The sequence below is a fragment of the Peribacillus sp. NPDC055009 genome, assembly GCF_053608705.1.
In genome coordinates this window covers 1-17,922 of sequence record NZ_JBSGVZ010000009.1, presented here as the reverse complement: position 1 = coordinate 17,922, position 17,922 = coordinate 1, and the positions used below count along the sequence as shown (strand labels likewise).

General features: G+C 40.5%; 22 protein-coding genes. 4 read left to right on the top strand and 18 right to left on the bottom strand.

Annotation, left to right across the window (positions count from 1 at the left end):
- Positions 1–2 precede the first annotated feature (2 nt).
- From ACWF5P_RS14875 to ACWF5P_RS14855, 5 genes are all read right to left on the bottom strand, one after another.
- Positions 3–1,478 (bottom strand): sodium:solute symporter family transporter, encoded by a 1,476-nt coding sequence (locus ACWF5P_RS14875; protein ID WP_434168481.1) that lies wholly within the window; start codon positions 1,476–1,478, stop codon positions 3–5.
- The gene (locus ACWF5P_RS14870) at positions 1,475–1,675 is read right to left on the bottom strand and encodes a DUF3311 domain-containing protein (RefSeq protein WP_063595989.1); all 201 of its coding nucleotides are present in this window, start codon (positions 1,673–1,675) and stop codon (positions 1,475–1,477) included. The genes ACWF5P_RS14875 and ACWF5P_RS14870 overlap by 4 nt, the downstream gene beginning before the upstream one ends.
- Before the next feature lie 534 nt (positions 1,676–2,209).
- Positions 2,210–2,605 carry a VOC family protein gene (locus ACWF5P_RS14865; RefSeq protein WP_434168480.1) on the bottom strand — a complete coding sequence of 132 codons (396 nt, stop codon included), beginning with the start codon at positions 2,603–2,605 and terminating at the stop codon, positions 2,210–2,212.
- Positions 2,606–2,650: 45 nt separating this feature from the next.
- On the bottom strand, positions 2,651–2,791 hold the full coding sequence (locus ACWF5P_RS14860) for a hypothetical protein (RefSeq protein WP_434168479.1): 141 nt from the start codon (positions 2,789–2,791) through the stop codon (positions 2,651–2,653).
- A 5-nt stretch (positions 2,792–2,796) separates the two neighbouring features.
- Positions 2,797–3,921: a glycosyl hydrolase family 8 gene (locus ACWF5P_RS14855; protein ID WP_452445014.1), complete on the bottom strand. Its 1,125-nt coding sequence runs from the start codon at positions 3,919–3,921 to the stop codon at positions 2,797–2,799.
- A 227-nt stretch (positions 3,922–4,148) separates the two neighbouring features.
- Between ACWF5P_RS14855 and ACWF5P_RS14850 the strand changes: the two genes are divergently transcribed.
- Positions 4,149–4,349 (top strand): hypothetical protein, encoded by a 201-nt coding sequence (locus ACWF5P_RS14850; protein ID WP_434168477.1) that lies wholly within the window; start codon positions 4,149–4,151, stop codon positions 4,347–4,349.
- A gap of 236 nt (positions 4,350–4,585) precedes the next feature.
- Here ACWF5P_RS14850 and ACWF5P_RS14845 read toward each other — a convergent pair whose 3' ends face one another.
- From ACWF5P_RS14845 to ACWF5P_RS14835, 3 genes are all read right to left on the bottom strand, one after another.
- Positions 4,586–5,272 (bottom strand): VOC family protein, encoded by a 687-nt coding sequence (locus tag ACWF5P_RS14845; RefSeq protein ID WP_434168476.1) that lies wholly within the window; start codon positions 5,270–5,272, stop codon positions 4,586–4,588.
- A gap of 237 nt (positions 5,273–5,509) precedes the next feature.
- Entirely contained in the window at positions 5,510–6,157 is a 648-nt protein-coding gene (locus ACWF5P_RS14840; RefSeq protein WP_434168475.1) for a pentapeptide repeat-containing protein, read from the bottom strand.
- Positions 6,158–6,378: 221 nt separating this feature from the next.
- Positions 6,379–6,861 (bottom strand): DUF4306 domain-containing protein, encoded by a 483-nt coding sequence (locus ACWF5P_RS14835; protein ID WP_434168474.1) that lies wholly within the window; start codon positions 6,859–6,861, stop codon positions 6,379–6,381.
- A gap of 135 nt (positions 6,862–6,996) precedes the next feature.
- Here ACWF5P_RS14835 and ACWF5P_RS14830 point away from each other — a divergent pair, with 135 nt between their 5' ends.
- Positions 6,997–7,644: a DUF6944 family repetitive protein gene (locus ACWF5P_RS14830; protein ID WP_434168473.1), complete on the top strand. Its 648-nt coding sequence runs from the start codon at positions 6,997–6,999 to the stop codon at positions 7,642–7,644.
- A gap of 266 nt (positions 7,645–7,910) precedes the next feature.
- Here the strand turns inward: ACWF5P_RS14830 and ACWF5P_RS14825 are convergent, their stop codons facing one another.
- The gene (locus ACWF5P_RS14825) at positions 7,911–8,312 is read right to left on the bottom strand and encodes a hypothetical protein (RefSeq protein WP_434168472.1); all 402 of its coding nucleotides are present in this window, start codon (positions 8,310–8,312) and stop codon (positions 7,911–7,913) included.
- A gap of 165 nt (positions 8,313–8,477) precedes the next feature.
- On the opposite strand from ACWF5P_RS14825, the gene ACWF5P_RS14820 reads away from it, so the two are divergent.
- A complete protein-coding gene (locus tag ACWF5P_RS14820; RefSeq protein ID WP_452445065.1) occupies positions 8,478–8,897 on the top strand; it encodes a MarR family winged helix-turn-helix transcriptional regulator in 420 nt (139 codons plus the stop codon).
- A 12-nt stretch (positions 8,898–8,909) separates the two neighbouring features.
- On the top strand, positions 8,910–10,109 hold the full coding sequence (locus ACWF5P_RS14815; protein WP_434168471.1) for an MFS transporter: 1,200 nt from the start codon (positions 8,910–8,912) through the stop codon (positions 10,107–10,109).
- A gap of 67 nt (positions 10,110–10,176) precedes the next feature.
- Here ACWF5P_RS14815 and ACWF5P_RS14810 read toward each other — a convergent pair whose 3' ends face one another.
- The 9 genes from ACWF5P_RS14810 to ACWF5P_RS14770 form a co-directional block, all read right to left on the bottom strand.
- On the bottom strand, positions 10,177–11,391 hold the full coding sequence (locus tag ACWF5P_RS14810) for a hypothetical protein (protein WP_434168470.1): 1,215 nt from the start codon (positions 11,389–11,391) through the stop codon (positions 10,177–10,179).
- Positions 11,392–11,418: 27 nt separating this feature from the next.
- Positions 11,419–12,246 carry a hypothetical protein gene (locus ACWF5P_RS14805; RefSeq protein ID WP_434168469.1) on the bottom strand — a complete coding sequence of 276 codons (828 nt, stop codon included), beginning with the start codon at positions 12,244–12,246 and terminating at the stop codon, positions 11,419–11,421.
- The gene (locus ACWF5P_RS14800) at positions 12,243–12,929 is read right to left on the bottom strand and encodes an ABC transporter ATP-binding protein (RefSeq protein ID WP_034310708.1); all 687 of its coding nucleotides are present in this window, start codon (positions 12,927–12,929) and stop codon (positions 12,243–12,245) included. The genes ACWF5P_RS14805 and ACWF5P_RS14800 overlap by 4 nt, the downstream gene beginning before the upstream one ends.
- Positions 12,926–13,306, bottom strand: coding sequence for a GntR family transcriptional regulator (locus tag ACWF5P_RS14795; RefSeq protein WP_048686641.1), 381 nt, complete (start codon positions 13,304–13,306; stop codon positions 12,926–12,928). The genes ACWF5P_RS14800 and ACWF5P_RS14795 overlap by 4 nt, the downstream gene beginning before the upstream one ends.
- Before the next feature lie 192 nt (positions 13,307–13,498).
- Positions 13,499–14,254, bottom strand: a complete 756-nt coding sequence (locus ACWF5P_RS14790) for an AAA family ATPase (protein ID WP_434168468.1) — start codon at positions 14,252–14,254, stop codon at positions 13,499–13,501.
- Between the two features lie 102 nt (positions 14,255–14,356).
- The gene (locus ACWF5P_RS14785; RefSeq protein WP_434168467.1) at positions 14,357–14,959 is read right to left on the bottom strand and encodes a YdbC family protein; all 603 of its coding nucleotides are present in this window, start codon (positions 14,957–14,959) and stop codon (positions 14,357–14,359) included.
- On the bottom strand, positions 14,946–15,485 hold the full coding sequence (locus ACWF5P_RS14780; protein WP_434168466.1) for a GrpB family protein: 540 nt from the start codon (positions 15,483–15,485) through the stop codon (positions 14,946–14,948). The genes ACWF5P_RS14785 and ACWF5P_RS14780 overlap by 14 nt, the downstream gene beginning before the upstream one ends.
- 138 nt (positions 15,486–15,623) lie before the next feature.
- Positions 15,624–16,649 carry a 2-keto-3-deoxygluconate permease gene (locus ACWF5P_RS14775; protein ID WP_101224826.1) on the bottom strand — a complete coding sequence of 342 codons (1,026 nt, stop codon included), beginning with the start codon at positions 16,647–16,649 and terminating at the stop codon, positions 15,624–15,626.
- Positions 16,650–16,733: 84 nt separating this feature from the next.
- Complete coding sequence (locus ACWF5P_RS14770; protein WP_434168465.1) at positions 16,734–17,699, bottom strand: PfkB family carbohydrate kinase; 966 nt, start codon at positions 17,697–17,699, stop codon at positions 16,734–16,736.
- Positions 17,700–17,922 lie beyond the last annotated feature (223 nt).

Here is a 17,922-nt window from a genome sequence, read left to right as displayed (position 1 = left end):
AATCAAGCAGCCTCCAATTCACCTTTTTTGTCCTTGGAAAATTTCCTTGCAATAAGACTGACTCCAATCATTACAAACACATTTATGAGGAGAGCTACAAGACCAATGTTCAAATCTTTAATGGCATGCGGCAATGCCGGAAAAAGCGTCCCAATTGCAGCGCTTGTTATGGTTGTATATCCAACAGTAGCTAAACCGGCAATGATGCCTGCTGACGCACCCTCTTTCGTCACGAAGTTCTTTTTAAGGAGACTGGCAATGAAAGATGGGATTAATTGAGTCACCATGCTGTATCCCATCAATAAAAGGGCAACGATCGTATTTCCTCCAGTCAAAGTGAAATATACGGCAATAAGAGCAAGAACAGGGACGAGCAACTTGGCAATCGTCGTGATTTGTTTATCCGAGGCGGACGGAGAAAAATGCTGATACACGTTTTTGGCCAGCAGCGTCGCTGAACTCATTAAAATCATCGAGCCAGGAACAAGGGCGGTCAATAGACCCGCTGCCCCGATGACGCCCACAAACCAAGGATCGAATGTACTGATCGAAAGCTTCAATAACGCAAGATCCATATCCGACCCTTGCAGCCCAGGAACCTTTATGATGGCCGCATAACCGACAAAGATTGCACCGACCGATAATGCTCCGTAAAGCGGAAGGATGAACGCATTTTTACGGAATGTCTTTTCACTTTTTGCTGTATAAGCAGAACCGAATGTTTGCGGCCACATATAGAAACCCAATGTCGTCAAAATGATCGTGGATATAAACCATGAAGCGCTCATACCCGTATCCGGGAGTGTCAGGAAATCAGGCTTGACGGCATTGACTGCTTCGAACATCGGCTGAATTCCGCCAAAATAATGAAGCGGAATGTAAATCCCTAAAAATAGCGCAACCAAAGCGATCATGATGTCCTTGAGTACCGCTGTCCAAACCGATCCATGGATACCTGAAATCATCACATATACGGTAACTGAAACAGCCCCGATCCAAACGGCAACCGTCGGGGATATCGAACCATAGGAAGTTGTCGAAACGATGATTCCCAGACCCTTTAATTGCAGCACCAAAAATGGTACCAGGGCCAAAACACCAACGATTGAAACGAGTACCCCCAATAATGGACTTTTGTACTTTTTAACATAAAAATCTGCTTGTGAAATGAGCTTATGTTTATTTCCATAGCTCCAAATAGCAGGATAAATCCAGTAAGAAAACAGGTACCCCAATGCTGCGAACGCCGTTCCGTACAATGCCGGACCGCCTATCCCATATGCCCACCCGCTGGAGCCCAGGAAAGTGGAGGTGGAATAAATCTCTCCCGCCAGTAAAATCATGATGATGAAAGGACCGAACCCGCGTCCGCCTACCGTCCACTGTTCAAGGTCCATATCCCTGCCTTTTCTAGCCCTAATCCCTAAATAAAGTGACAGCAACAGGAAACTGAAAATAATGATGATCGCAATATTCATTTCTCTTCCCTCTCTTTATTCTTGGGATCTAGCATGTAAATGATAAAAACGACTAAAGCGGTAAAAATCAGCCACGAAAAGTTCCAGAAAAAGAATAGCGGCATGCCAAGAATATACGGTTCGATACTATTAGCCCAAAAGGGCCCGCCAAGTATGGCGATTACAGGAATTAAAGAAAGAAAATAAATTGGTTTCATGAAATTCTCCTCTTATCTAATGATATTGACTAAATCTAAAAAGGCAGTAACACGAACATTGATTTCTTTATATCGTTGATTCATCATCTGCGAAGCATTCGTGATAAAGTGCAGATCCGCCGCAGTTTCATGGTCCCCCTTTCTGCCGTCCCCAGCTATGTGATATTACTTTTAATCTAGCAATCCGCATGCCAATGTTTGAATTTTCAAAAATAATAAGAGTGAATGGGGTATATATCAAAGAAATTTGTTAGGCAAAACTTATCAGCGAGGATAAATCGCGTGCTGTTGATGGGGGGGAATCCTTATTAATCAGTAAAATTTTTTTTGAAAGTAAAAATTTTTTTATCCCTCAAAAGGAACAAGGGACTCTGCAGTCTGAAAAAATATTCAGTTGATTTCAGAAATCCGCTCCCTTTCCGCCGACTGCCTGCCAATCCTCATCCAAGCAAGTGCCTGTGGGGTCTCGGCTAGCCAGTTATTCGGCGCCACCAAACTGAAAAAAGCCACTATCCAGTGGCTTTTTCACTTCATTCATATTGGTAGAGTTAGCTGCCAGGAAACACCAAACTTATCAGATACCCAGCCGAACTTCTTACTGAAGAAATAATCACCCAATGGCATCATCACTTGTCCGCCATCAGTTAAGCACGAATAAAGCCTGTCAATTTCCTCTTCACTATCACATGTAAGGAATATTGAAAACGATGGGGTAAACGTAAATTGATGCTTTACATTGCTATCGATGCACATAAATTCCTGATCTTTCAAGGTAAAGGTAGCCTGCATGACGCTTCCCTCTGTGCCTGATTCATTTGCACCATACCGAACAATGCTGGTTATTTTCGATCCTTCGATTAAAGATATGTAATAATTCATTGCTTCTTCCGCATTTCCTTCGAACATCAAGAAAGGTGTGACCTTCATCATTCTCATCAAACTCCTTATAAACTTTAATTAGTTACTTCCATTGTATTATGGAGCCCACCAGTTACCTGAAGCCACGATCATTGTCTGTAATTTTATCGTATTGGCAAAATAGTCATCATCGTCTCGTTCCCGTATCGTCCTACTCCATAACAGGTTAATCCATTGCTGATTAGAGGAATCAACCATGGCACTCACCATGAATGGAGTAACGAAGCTTGTACTATTCCCACGGCTTTTCCGCTAAGTGTATAACCGGATTGGATATTTTCAGGGGTGCCATCCGTTTCCGCTTTAATCCAATCATTTATCTTCTTTAATTGTGGCAGCGCTCTTTCATCACCAGTCAATAAGTAATCAAGCGTATAGCGCCAAGGGGTCCTGCTGCTGTTCCAGCTATAATTGCCGTCATTCTCCCCTTCTAAAAAGTCAGCTTGTGCTGGCTGATACTCTCCGTTGGATCGTACAATGAAGTCCGGCATGAGGCCAGTATTGCCGCTTTCCTCCTCATAAATCGAATGAATGATCGCATAGGCCTTATCCGTAACACCTTTCCATTCATCATTCCCAGTTGCCGCCTCAAATGTCTTAAAATGATTGAGAAGAAGGTCGGATGAACGAGTCGATTGTCCGTATGCGTCATCTTTATCTTCCGCCCAGTCCCCAAGTTTAACTAGGGACTGCGACCGATTTATCTCATTCGACATGATCGCGTCCAAGATGTCCTCTGCACTGGCAAGATAGTCGATTTCCCCTTCACTTCCCCACTGGCGATGTGCCAATAGTAACGAATAGGCGATATCCATATCGCCATCAGTTGCTGAATCGGCATCCCCTGTCGTATTGATTATTTTACCCGATTTATCCTTTACTTGCTGCCATGCCATTAATGAAGGGGCATTATCACTTCCATGCGCTTTATAAAAACGATAAAGTCCATCGAAGTACTGCTTGTCCTGACTGCCTGCCATGATTGCCGTTATCATCATCCCATAACCGTGCGCTTCAGAAACGGTCACTGCGTTCTTCGGCTCTGCATATCCTTTATCATTGTAAAAAATATAATATTCATCACTTTTATTGGCAGGCTGCTTAAGATATTCATTTTTCCAGGTTCCATAAAATTTCGCTACTGCAGCATCCATTTCCTCCTGTGAAAGATTGTCAGGTTTTATCGTACCCTCTTGATAGACTGTATGCTGAGGAAATGCCATTTTACCGGCGACCTCTTTCTTTTTGGTTTGGGAAACCAGCGCTATCGAGGCAATGATCCCGAAAACGATCACGCCCATCGCAATCAATAAACTTCTTTTTTTCATGGCTTTGCTCCTTGGGTTATGGTGCAGTTTTATATTCAGCTAGGAACATTTCAATGGTGTTGTTAAATTCTTTTAGACTGCTAAACCTGCTGTAAGTTATCTATTCTTCCTTCTATTAACATGTTATTCAAAATGTAATAAGGTCTTTTGGATATTTATGTTAAAATAAACATTGATTTCAGATTGTTTCTACTTAAGTAGTTTTTAAATGAAAAGGGAGTGTTTTAATGAAAAGAATTTGTAATCAGTGCCAAACTGAAATGATAGATGATTGCAAAGTAAATGTTCAAGGCGGAATGTATGGACTAAAGATTAGTCGAAAGAAAGGACTTTTCACTAGTGTTTCTGCAAACCCTAAAGCATTTGTATGCCCAAATTGTGGTTATGTAGCTTTATATATTGATGAGTTTAGAGAATTCATTAAGTAAAAATAAAATATATACAGCTAACCTACGTTTGTGAGCAGAAGGAATAAATGGTGAGCTAACAAGATCAGCTAATATCGTTGCCATAGTATGCGAATTTTTGTCTTCTAAAAATAAATCAGATTACCATAAATGATTACGATTTATTCAAAATTTTAACATAGCCTTATTTAAACAAAAGTGATACTCCTATTATTGAATCGGTCGAACGAAGCTTATCGCCAAATTATAAATCTACATCATTCCACTTTTTTCAGTTCCATAAATCCTTTGCCATCCAATGAAATATCCAGTTGCTGATTTATGACTAGCGAAAGCGGAAAGATTTCCGACTCTTTATCCGAGAAAATCCAACGCCGTTTCCTTGGACCTAAAAGTAAAAACGAACCTGCTTCATGTTCCCCCATGAAATTCAATCCATCTTCACTTATTGCCTCACCCTTCCTTACAGGTACACCATTACTGATCAACTGATTTCCCAAAGCCCTGACTTCATCTGTCGTAATGTTTATTTCACTGATGCACAGGACGTTTTGTGCTGAAAAAGACTCAGCCTCGGATTCGGGTGATACGGAATATCTCGATATGAACTCGACAATGTTGCCTGAAGGGTCTAAAAAATAAAAAGAATGTGCGTCTGAAAAGCTGAAATAAACTTCGTCATCATCATCTTCTCTAGTCAATTTCACTTTTGATTTCGCCCATGCTTTTGCCGAAGTAAATAAATTGGTCGGTATGTTCATGGCAAAATGGTAAAAAGGCTTTCCTTTGTGATGATATTTTTTAATTTCAAGCACACTTTCCCCTGCCTTTATTACAAAACCATCATCAGTTTGCGATAATAACTCAAATCCTAACACATCAACATAAAAACTCCGCATTTCATCCCAGACATGACTGTACAAAGTGACCTTATTGATAATCAACGTTCAATTCCCCTCCACTTAACAAATATTGTTAAGATATCCTGCATTTATGCAAACATTCCGTACTATTCAAAATCTATATAATTCTATTCACCCTCTTTATTTTTACCACAAATATCCAATGAATTAGCGACAAGCCCACTCAAAAAGGACCACCAAATCGGTGGTCCTCGCTTCAGCTTCATTGAAGATCTCGCAGTTTACTCTCCATTAGCTCAATTTACATCTTAAAAAGGTTCACTCTTTAATTTTCAGTCCAAGCATGGCTGCAAAGACTATAGCTTGGTCCGGGGAAACTTCGCATCCCTTTAAATCCTCTGGTGATACGGTAAGCCTTTGAAATGTAGAACTGCTAATATCAATTCCTTTGAGCGGTGTCCGGGAAAAGTTCACTTCATTTAATCTGCATGTTTCGAACTTCACTTTAATGAATTTACATTCATAATAATCAGCACTTTCCAATGAGCAATGATCGAACTTCACTTGCTTTAAACTGGAATAACCAAAAGCACTTAAATTAAGGTTGCAATTCTCAAAGTAGACATTCCCTAAACTTGCGTCAGACAGGTTAATGCCTAAAAGTTTGGACTCTTTGAATTCCACCCGATGAATCGAGCCGCCCATGAAATCGGCATTCGTCAAATCGCAATGATCAAAAATGACATCCGTCAGCTCAATATTCCTGAATGATACATCGCTGAATGTCACATTTTTAAAAACAATCTGTGATAATACGATTTTTTCCATATTTTCTCTATCGATCGTGCAATTAGTTATGATACAGGACTCAAGATAAGGCTCATCTTGATAATATATTTCCTGAAAGTTCGCTTGGGGTAAGTCATGGGGAATCTTTGGCTGTTCAATTTTTATTTTGCCTGACATATTATCACCTTTTCGCTTTATTCTTCAATCACTGGATAACCCTATATCCAACCGATAAGGGTTCATCGCCGGTAATATAGCAACTGGTCTACTAAATTTCGACTTAACTATAAACTACATTTCAGTGAAGTTCAATCTAAGAATTTCGCGGAAATGACTATTATTTTTCGTTATTTTGTGTCATCTTTCCACAAAAAAAGCTGCCTCATTGGCAGCCTTGCTTACTTCATGAACGTATTGAATCCTCTTGGCATCCGGAAATAATATAGAACTCCACTAAATATGGCTATCATTCCGCCTATCAGAAAAAGTGCTTGAAAGATATTTCCTCCAACAGTCGGGGAATTGGATACAAAACCACTTGAAAGCAGAAAAAGGATACCCAATCCAAATAAGAATAGAGCCATTTTTTTAATCCTTCTTTTGAATAGGATATATCCCGTAAGTATGATAAAGTACGATGCGGCTAAGACCATAAGAAGTGGAAATAGCGGCTTGAATTTTGCGGCATACACGAAATAATCAAAACTCGAAATATCATCTGCTTCCATCCTCTGATCATCATTAACTTGTGTGAAATGGGTGGAATACTTCCATTCCCAAGGTCTATCCAGGATTTCACTGCCTTCGTACCAGGTACAAAACATAAAAACGATAAAGAAAAGTGCAGTGATAATCATTTGTAGAAAATTGCTAAATGTCAATATCATCTCCTCCAGCTGTCATTATACCAATAAATGGTTAATTTTCAACCCGAGCTTACAGTGTTAAAGCAATATGTAAACAAACACTGTTTCCTGAATAATATAATCTAACCACTTTTAAGGAGCGTTTGAGATATGATCACTCATGGAGATGACCTCCTTATTTCAGGAGCATGGTTACTTGGCATCGGCACACTTGTAGGTGCAATCGGGCAAACCCGGCAAACTTTAACGGGGACTAACCTCGGAAAAGATCTTGTCCTCAAAGGGAATGGCATTGAGGCCTTTGGAAATTCGCTGCAAGCAATCGGCCGTTCGAAAATGCTGAACTCGGATAATGAACGATCGGAAACCTATTTCATATTCGGTGCTTGGCTTGAGGCTATTGGCAATATCGCAAATGCAGTTGGAATAGATATGCAGTTGAGTGGTTCAGAGGAAGAGGGCACCAGAACCGATGCACTTGGCAGTGGAATCCAAGGACTTGGTGCCGCATTTGAAGCATTCGGGGCATCATTGACGGAGGAGTCCATTTCACGCTCTTTTGAAATCAAGGGAAATGGACTCATTGCAGCCGGTTCTTTTTTGGAATCGGTCGGAAATATCTTCATTTTAAACGAAAAACGACGGATGGGAGAACAAATTCTTTTACTCGGCAGCTGGACCCAAGTTTTCGGTGCATTTATATTGATCGAGGCCTTTTCACTTGGCCCAGAACCCGAACCAGAGAAAGGGAAAGATGGACATAACGGCCATTATAGCTATGCCAACTATTGCGTATGATTAAGGGGCCGCGAGTTCGTTCTTCCTCCGATCGGGATCTTCGAAATATACAGCATAATGATCCTTCCCACCGGCAATTAATGTTTGTCGGCATAAAGGATGGCAAATCCTCTGCCCATTAACTTTCTAGTGATCTCATCAACATGATGCCGGGAAGCAGCAGACCCACTCGCTCGCCCTCTATGATAGGGAGTGTGATAACCTTAAAGGTTTACAGCCCTTTCCCCCCGACCCCTTTATCAAAACCAACACTTACGCAGGTCCACTTATTTTAAGATTCCGTCATAAACCTCTCCGCCGCCATTTATTTTGATAATTTTCAGGCGATTGGTATTTTTGACGAAAACGGTTTTATATTGTTTTTCACCGTTCAATTCAATAAGGAATACTCGTTTACCATCGTTATCCGTTTCCTTATTGAAAGTATAGTCTTCGTTGCCGATTTGCTCGATGATTTTGTCATATTCGGGCAAAGAAGACCACTTCTCATGATTATGACTTGTTTGAGTTTCTGTTTGCGAAGGTTGTTTTTGTTGTTCATTTTCAGTTTGGGTTTGATTTTCATCTGTTGTTTGGACAGATTTTTCCCCGTTTTCATCCGCTTTGTCATTATTGCAAGCAGTTAGCATTGTTACTGTGGCAATTAACGCGATCATAGATTTATTCATGCTTCACATCATCTCCTATTCCTATATTCCCATTCATTTTAACTAAAAACCTGATTTAACTAAACAATACATATCCGATTGGACAGAATGGATTTGTTTTGGTATTATAGTTACTCAGGGTAACAATTACTCACGATAACTATATATTGATAAGAGGTGTTTCTGATAAAGACTTTCCAAAAATTCTTTCAGCAATTATTACTGCTGTACCGGCCGTTTGAAAATAATCTTAATATCCAGCTGAATAAGCATGATTTACACAGGGCGCAATGGTCCATTTTACATTTCTTAATCAATAATGGTTCGGCGACGCTTGTAGAGCTTGCCAATTATCAAAGTGTGGAAAAACCAACGATTACTAGGACCATTAGCCGATTGGAAGAGCTGGGGTATGTCGAGCATGTGCCAAGCAAAGATAGACGCGAGAAAAGAATGCGGCTTACGGAGCTTGGCAAAAAAATTTACAGTGAAGTCCGCGTGACAATCGATCAATACGAACAGGATATCTTGCAAGGAATCACTGATGAGGAACAACTTGCAGCCATACGCATCATGGGCGAAATAAGAAATAACATTATAAAGTAAGGAGATAATAAAATGGATCAATCCAGAGCCAGACTGTGGACGAAGGACTTTGTCATCGTTTCGTCCATCAATTTTTTCATCACATTAATCTTTTATTTACTGATGGTGACACTTGCTATCTATGCTGTTAATGAATTGGATGCTTCTACAAGTGAAGCCGGACTCATATCGGGTATTTTTATTATCGGGACGTTAATCGGACGTCTATTCATCGGCCGTTTCATTGATTCAATCGGCCGGAAGAAAACATTATTCATAGGCTTGATCTTTTTCACTTTGACAACACTTCTATATTTTGTGGACCTTGGAATTGGCTTCCTGCTTGTTAACCGCCTGATTCATGGGATGGCGATGGGGATGGCTAGTACTGCGACAGGCACGATCGTCGCCCAGATCATCCCGGCAACTCGAAAGGGAGAAGGCATCGGCTATTACAGCATGAGCGCAACACTTGCGACGGCTATCGGTCCTTTCATCGGTCTGTTTATGGCTCAAAATACAAGCTTCCAAGTCATTTTCAGTTTCTGCCTGGCTTTAGGGGTGATTTCCCTGATTACAGCATTCTTCCTGTATGTCCCGGCATTGAAAGTGACGGCCAAAGTTACGGAAAGCAAAGGATTCAAGCTTTCCAATTTCATTGAACCTAAGGCACTGCCCATCTCAATCATCACTCTATTATTGGCATTCTGTTATTCCAGTGTCCTTTCTTTCATCAGTTTTTATGCCATTGAAATTGATCTGGTCAATACGGCAAGCTTCTTCTTTGTAGTATACGCAGTAGCCGTATTGTTATCACGTCCTTTCTCAGGACCATTGATGGACAGGAAAGGATCGAACTTCATTATGTATCCGGCTTTCATTATTTTCGGAGTCGGCTTGCTGCTTCTAAGTATGACAACAAATAGTTTCACTTTACTGGCAGCTGGTTTCCTCATTGGCCTCGGATTCGGTAATATGCAATCAAGCTCGCAGGCGATTGCCGTTAAACTGACACCGCCTCACCGAATGGGGATGGCAACATCCACCTTCTTTATCATGCTTGATGCAGGACTTGGATTCGGCCCTTATATTCTGGGATTCATCATTCCGGTAACAGGTTACAGCACACTTTATGTCATCTTGGGCGTTTTGGTCATCTTAACCTCCTTCCTTTACTACTTCTTGCACGGTAAGAAGGAACGTACAGCCAGAACGAACTTGGCTTCCATTTAAATGAAAAAGGGATATCCTATTGGAGGATATCCCTTTTCATTTAACAGCTTCTAGCTATAGTAGGTCCTTATTTTATTTCCAATTCACCGATAATAAGTTCAAAACTTTTGCTGTTCTTTTTATTCATGACTGTTTCACCTTTATATAAAGTCTTTCCAGTCTTTATATCTGCAATCAGAAGTTTGGCAGGCTTGTTTGTTAAAACGTCTTGATCCACTTCGTTCCCTAATAGGAAGTACACACGCCCGTTCTTAATGGCAGCGAAGTCTTGTTCCTTTTTATTAGCAGCTATATCCAGTTCCGTGTCATTCGTTAATGTTTGACTGCTGAGGTCAAACGTTTTAATGCGATATTTACCTGATTTCATTTCAACTGCATAAAGGTTTTTCCCGTCTGCATATCCTGATCTTGCCATGTCCAGGCTAAGTGATCCTTTTTTAACCGTTTCTAATTTTTCCGTTTCATAATTATAAGATAAAAGCTTGCTTTCCTTTAGTTTTTCCTCAAAGGGACCCTCCTCATGATTTACTCCTTTAATTAATGAAATTAAAACCATGTTGTTTGGCTGTGAGGGAGCACCATCAATTGGCATCTCAAAATCAACTTGATTAGGGTAAGTAAAGGATTCAGATACAAGGGTTTTATCGCTCAAGACTTTTTTATTGGCTACATCGATCGTATACAGATGAACCTCTTTTGTTTGCTTCTCATTGTTGGAATTCACTTCATTCATCGTTAAAACCTGCAGTTTTGAATGGACCAACTGCACATCCCTGACTTCAGTATTCATGATTCTGTCTTGATTCGGAAGTTCAATTTGGAACGAAGTTTCCTCTTCGTCCTTCTTCTCCAGTAAACCGATATCAAACTTTGCTTCCATTTTCCCGTTATTCGTAATATCGCTATTCACCCAAGCGTAAGCAAGAAAATCATCGTCTTCATATAAAGAACTAATGGAATCTTTGCCACGCATAAATGAACGATGTTCTTTTACCAATCTTTCAATTTCATGACCTTGTCTTCCAGTTAAGTTCTCCAAGTAAGACTTTTCGCTTTCATATGTCGTTGTATTGGATTCAATTGTTAATGGTTCATAAAAATTACTGCCATTTTGAAGCGTAGCATTTATGATCACCGGATCAAGCTCTTTATCGCTGCCTTCCAGTGTCTTGAACGTATACTTTGGAAGGCTGGAAGCGGAGGAAGCTACTTTGACATAATAGGTCCCAATGCTTAAGATGACAACCATTCCAATAATGATGCTGCATAAATAACGTTTCACTTTGTTCACTCTCCTTTAAAGTTGTTGTTATACGGTAACGCGATTTTTCAATAACCATGCACCAAGCCAAACCGATAATCCTGTCAAAATGATCCCTATTGCGAGCAGCAGGCCAAATAATTCATTAGGATAGAAATAGAAATTCCCGATTTCCATTAAAACTGGAGCTAAAAACAACACAGCAGCGAGTCCGCAATATACCAAACCAAAAATGATTCCTTTTATGCGGAAACTTCTTTCAAACATGATCGCCGTGAATAATATCGACATAATCATAAGACCAATGCCATAGGAAAGCAGGAATTGCGTGAACGTGCTTGGGATGATCAATGACAAAACTGGATTGGCTTTCGAGATAGTAGAAATTGACATTTCATTCAAGAGCGCTTCCGGCACATTCGAATTAAATAGGGCATTTTCCATTGGTAAAATGATGATTTGGAAAGCAATCAACCCTAATACCATCAGGAAAATGGCCGTGGCTTTGGAAAGGTAGATCGATAATCTGGATGTCGGTAACATCAATAGACGATAAATGAACGTATTCTTTCCAAACCAATCACGATACCAAATTAGGAAAATGTAAAAAATAAGGGCAACCGCACTAAGCGCTATCGGTCCTACAAACAAGAGGGTATTGGCAATATGGTTAAAATCAATGCCTCCATAATTGGTAATATAAGCAGCTTCAGATAGTCTTTCTTCTTTCATGATTTCCCTGGCATCTTTAAGAAGGCTCTTCGTTACGAAGATCACTCCGGCAAATTGCGAAACCAAGGTTATCAACAATAAGCTAAGATAGATTTTACTGAAACGGTTGATTTCAAAGTTCACTAGTTTTATATATCGCATCATGATTGATACACCTCTCTCATTACATCGACTACCGATTTCCCTTCCTCTTCACGCATTTCTTCTGTATTGAACTCTTTAAGCACTGTACCGTTATCCAATAAAATGACCTTATCGATCAAATGTTCAATATCACCGATTTCATGGGTCGTGATGATGACTCCTCTATCTTCAATCAGGTGGCTCGCAAAGACATCGGCAATTTGCTCGCGGCTAAACATATCAATTCCCGAAAATGGTTCGTCCATCAGTACATAATCGACGTCAAGGGACAAACCAAGCATCAGGTTAAGCTTAGCTGTATTCCCTTTTGACAATTCCGAAATGCGATTCTCCTCTTTAAGCTTGAAAAACCCCATTAGCTGGTTAGCTCTTTCCGGATTCCAGGACGTATAGAAATCCGACATGAAAACCATTGCCTGTTTAATGGTCATTTGCGGGAGCATGGTCGGTGCGTCCGGAATGAAGGTGATTTTTTCATAACTGTCCTTTGTCATCTTTTGATCATCGATCAGGATTTCACCTTTATATGGCGTCAATCCCATGATCGCTTTGAGTGTAGTCGTTTTACCTACACCATTTATCCCGATCAGACAAGTGACTTCGCCTTTATTGGCTGTAAATGAAACATCATCCAAGATCTTTTTCCGTCCATAATTCTTGGAGATCTTTTTTACTTCTATCATTGTTCTTCCTCCTCCCTTATTTCTTCCGAGTATTTTTCTTTAACCACACGAAGCAGTTCATCAACCGGTACATTAATCGGACGAATCGCATCGACAAACGTATCGACGGCTGCCAAAATCAATTCCTGCCTTACAGCCTGTAGTATCGTTTCATTCGTCGTGATTTGACTGGGGAAATTTCGTTCTGTATGAATCAAGCCCTGTTCCTCCATTTCTTTATACGCTTTTTGAGCGGTATTGGGATTTATATTAAGTGAAGCCGCCAGTTCTCTTCGCGAGGGAATTTCCTGTCCAGCCACGAAATTACCAATGGCTATTTGTTCTTTAAAATGCCTAACGACTTGCAGATATACCGGTTCCCGGGTATTTACGTTCATTAAAACCACCCCCTATTTATTAAAAAAAGCCTGATATACGTGTATGTACTAAGTGGTTCATACACCTTATAGATGTACTATACCCGTAATACACCTAAGCTGTCAACAAGGAATTCCAAAAAAATGAAAACCCCGTATGTGCAGTGCAGACGGGGTTTTTCCTTAGTTGCTTTTCATGGAGATGCTAAAATCTCATTGAAATAGATGATGAAGAAGCCGATCTTTATCTTCAAAAAACTGTTTCATTAACAAATAGTGATTGGACTCCTCTAATGTCACCTCACTCATTCCCTCATCTGAAATTTGGAGGATTTTAGCATCCGGGTAGGCCATGATGATCGGGGAATGGGTGGAAATGATGAATTGGGAACCTTGTTGAACAAGCTCATTTATCCTTGCCAGCATCGATATTTGTCTCAATGGCGACAAAGCAGCTTCAGGCTCATCGAGGATATACAATCCATCGCCTTGAAATCGTTCTACAAAAGCAGAAAAAAACGATTCCCCATGAGATTGCTGGTGTAGCGATTTTCCACCGAAGGAATCGATGATTTTCGACCCAAACGATGACTCCCTGTCCAATTCCTCTATATTCGTAGCTAAATTATAAAAGGTTTCCGCCCTAAAGAAAAAATGATCCTTCGGTTTGTATACGCCTTTTTTCAAACGGAGGTATTCGTCCAAATTGGAATGTGAATCATAATTGGAGAAATTGAAATTTAACGTTCCGCCTTCCGGATTGAAGCCATACGCAATCGCAATACCTTCAAGCAAGGTGGACTTCCCCATTCCATTTTCCCCGATGACATAGGTAACACTGGGATGAAAAGCAACTTCTTGAAGGTGCTTGATAACCGGCAGATCAAGAGGGAAATGGTCATACGAAGATATTCGATCTCTATTCAGGTAGATGCCCCTGATGTACTGTGAATCATTATCTAGTTTCATTTGTAATCACCTTCTGTAGAATATATTTAGAGCTCTGATATGTCCTTAACGTTCAAATTCAAGACGCCATAGCCTCAATTGATAGATTGATAATGTTTGATTCTAAATGACCACCCACTTTGGATGCAATTCAATTAAACTCCCTGTAATGCGATGGGTTGAAACGTTCACTCCCGATTCGTTTATCAGGGCAGGCAATTCCTTATCCGCATACCTTTGATGTGAAAATTCACTGTCCCATATTGAGGCGACAAGGTATCTGCCGTTTTGCCTTTTACTACCGAATGCGCCAGACAGCATGCCCTTGCTCCCTACTTCTTTTAGCACCTGCTCAAAACGGGCTCGTTTATCCTTTTCAACAGAACAGTCAGCCACTCGCAGTAATTTCCCCTTGCCAAAAAAAGCTGTAATGTCTGTTGTTCCTATATTGAAAATACTCTCGAATATATCGACAGAAATATTTGTATAAGTACTTCCCTGGTCACTCTTCCCGAATATTGCATCATGCTGATGCTGCATGAAACTTTGATAGGCATGGAGATTTTTCCAAACGGAGAGAATGCCTGCTTCAAAGGGTTCATAACTATTCCACCCTCCGATTTGACCCATGAAACCAGCACAATGACGCAATTCTCCCCATCCCTCTTGTGCTTTTGAAAATGAACGCTTGTTTTCCTCATTCACTTGGCATTTAATCCACTTCATTAACATGATGATCACCACGCTTCGCCCAATGTTTCGCTTTTTCATCAACCTTTTTGATAAAATCATTTTTCCCGTTAACATATCCTTTAATATCATCTGGGAATTCCGCTGCCAAGCGCTGCTTCAGCCTACTATATTTTTGTGCTTCATCAGGGTGTGATAGCAAATAATCCCGAAAAGCGAGGTGTCTGGCTATTTCCTCATGTCCTTTTTCAAACATGTGAATATGGTGCGTCCTATCATCCCCGCCTTTACGAAAAAACCGTCGTCCGGCAATTCCGTTCTCGCCCCTGGCATCATACCCTATCTCTTCCATCTCTTTATTAAAATCAGCCACACATTCCACATCTTTAACCACTGCCAAAATATCTATTACTGGCTTGGCATGGATGGCCGGTATGGCCGTACTGCCAATATGGTATAACTCTATCATTTCAGGCCCGAAAATATCCTCTAATTTTTGGCATTCATCATGAAATAGCTTTGACCATTCTTTCTTATATAGAACAACCTCGACCTTTCTCATGTAAGCCTCCTTGATAGGAATTGGCATTTACATTCCTTTTAATTATTTCCTTATTTTAACACCAGTGTGCATATATCACAAAAAAGCAGCCGGGATAATAACCCCGGTTGCTTTTTGGATAACGCTTACATTTTACTTTTACTTCGCTTTTTGTATGGAAGTCACATTCGGATCTTTCAAAATAGTTGGTTTCATGCTTCTTCGCTGCGGAATCCCTCTTTCTTCTTGTTTCTTGGCAACCCACATCGTCAGCATTGGTGTTAGGATTGCTGTCACCAATACACTTGTCGCAATGATTGCTGTTGCCGATTCTGCTACAGGAGCAAATTGCGGGTTTAACTCGGCAATGATGAAAGGTACAGCAACTGCGGCACCCGCTGTTGAAGAAGCCGCGACCCCAGCAACACCATCGGAGCCAGTAACGTAACGGTCCAGCAGATATAAGACACCTCCGGAAAGGAAGACGACGGCAACACCCATTAAAATACCCATGAATCCGGATTTTAAGATCATGCCAAAATCCAGCCCGAATCCTAGAGCCAATGCGAAGAACGGAATAAGGACCGGTACGGCCTGTCCAAAGAATTCCCGGCACTCTTTATCGATATTCCCTACAATCATCCCGACTGCAAATGGAATCAATGTAGAGACAATTGTTTGCCATGGGAAGGTTGCAAGGCCTCCAACACCGAGGATGATCATCGTGAAGAACGGTCCGCTTTCAATACTGATGAACGGGAATGCCGCAGCATCTTCCGTTCTGCCCAATTTTGTCATGAGTGCGGTATAAAGACCACCGTTCGTTTCATTAAAAGCCGCTATCAGCACTAAAACCGAAAGACCGGAAAAGAGACCAGTTTGAATCCCATTCTCTGGAAGAAGCAAAGCTGCACCATATCCTAATAATGCCGCAAAAACGACTTTACCGATAAGCAACGTAAATCCTTTTCTTGCAATATACCCGGATTGCTTAACATCTATCGTAGCTCCGACACAAAAGAAAAAGACGGCTAGTATCGATGCGGTACCCGTTAGCATCGCACCTGTAAATCCACCAAAGAAGGTTGCTGTGTCAGGAAAAATAGTATGTATCAAAGCACCTATGAACAACGGGACAACCATCATGCCACCAGGGATTTTTTCTATTGCGGCTTTTATTCTCATCACAATCTCTCCACTTCATTATCAAATTTATGATTATTTGTAATTGGAAGTCTAGTTGTGGAGTTAACTGGTTGCAGTTATCGATCAATCAACGTTTAATAGTTTGTTCTGGCTTTCAATAAAGTCCTGTAATTTTTTCCGGCTGGGCATACCATCCATATCACCAGGAGACATGACTTGCAGTGCGCCAATCGCATTACCCCGAATAACGGCTTCCATCGTGGATATACCTTCAAGCAAGCCGCTGATCACCCCGACGGCAAAACCATCGCCGGCCCCTACTGTATCAACGACTTTTTCGGGTACAAATCCTTTAATATACCCTTCTTCATTCGCATTTTTATAATAGGCTCCCTCTGCTCCAAGCTTGATGACGATCATTTTAACTCCTTTGTTAAAATAAAATTCGGCCACCTCCTCAGGTGTTTGGAGTCCTGTTAAAACTTCCGCTTCAGACATGCCTGGAAGAAAGAAATCACAAATGTAAGCTAGCTGATTAATGCAATCCACCATTTTTTGTTTATCCGGCCATAGGTTAGGCCGTAAATTTGGATCAAATGAAACGGTTTTTCCTTGATTCCTCATAAATTTCATGGCAGCAACGGTAAATTCATGGCAGCTCTCAGATAATGCGGATGGGATACCTGTTGCATGCAGATGTTTAGCCTGCAGAAAATATTCTTCCGAGAAGTCGTCAATTTCCAGAGTAGAAGCTGCTGAATTTTTTCTGAAATATTCCACTTCTGGGTCTCCATCCAGCACTTTAGATTTGATTAGCATTCCTGTCGGGTGATCACTTGTAAAACGGATACCTGTCGTGTCGACTTTTTCTTTATTCAATTCTCCGATGATGAACTTACCGAAACTGTCGTTGCCAAGTTTCGTCATATAAGCAACATCTAAATCAAGACGCGCCAATCCGCAAGCTACGTTTGATTCGGCTCCCGCAATCGCTCGGGAAAAGGATTTAACTTCGTGTAAAGGTTCTGCTTCATTTGCATAGAACATGGTCATCGGTTCCCCAAAAGTGATCACATCTAATTCTTTCATTCCTAATTCCCCCTGAAAAAGGTGTATTACGGTTTAGTAAACCTAAACTGCAAGAAAGCGCTTTCTTTTTATTAAAGTCAGATTATCATATAAACCAGTTTTTAACAATACTAATCTTCATATTTTTATTTTGCATAAAAACATAGTTTTAATCATTTATTTCTTCTTTTATACTTATTAATCTACTAAAATTTTCTATTATCATTGACTATTTGGAAAATAT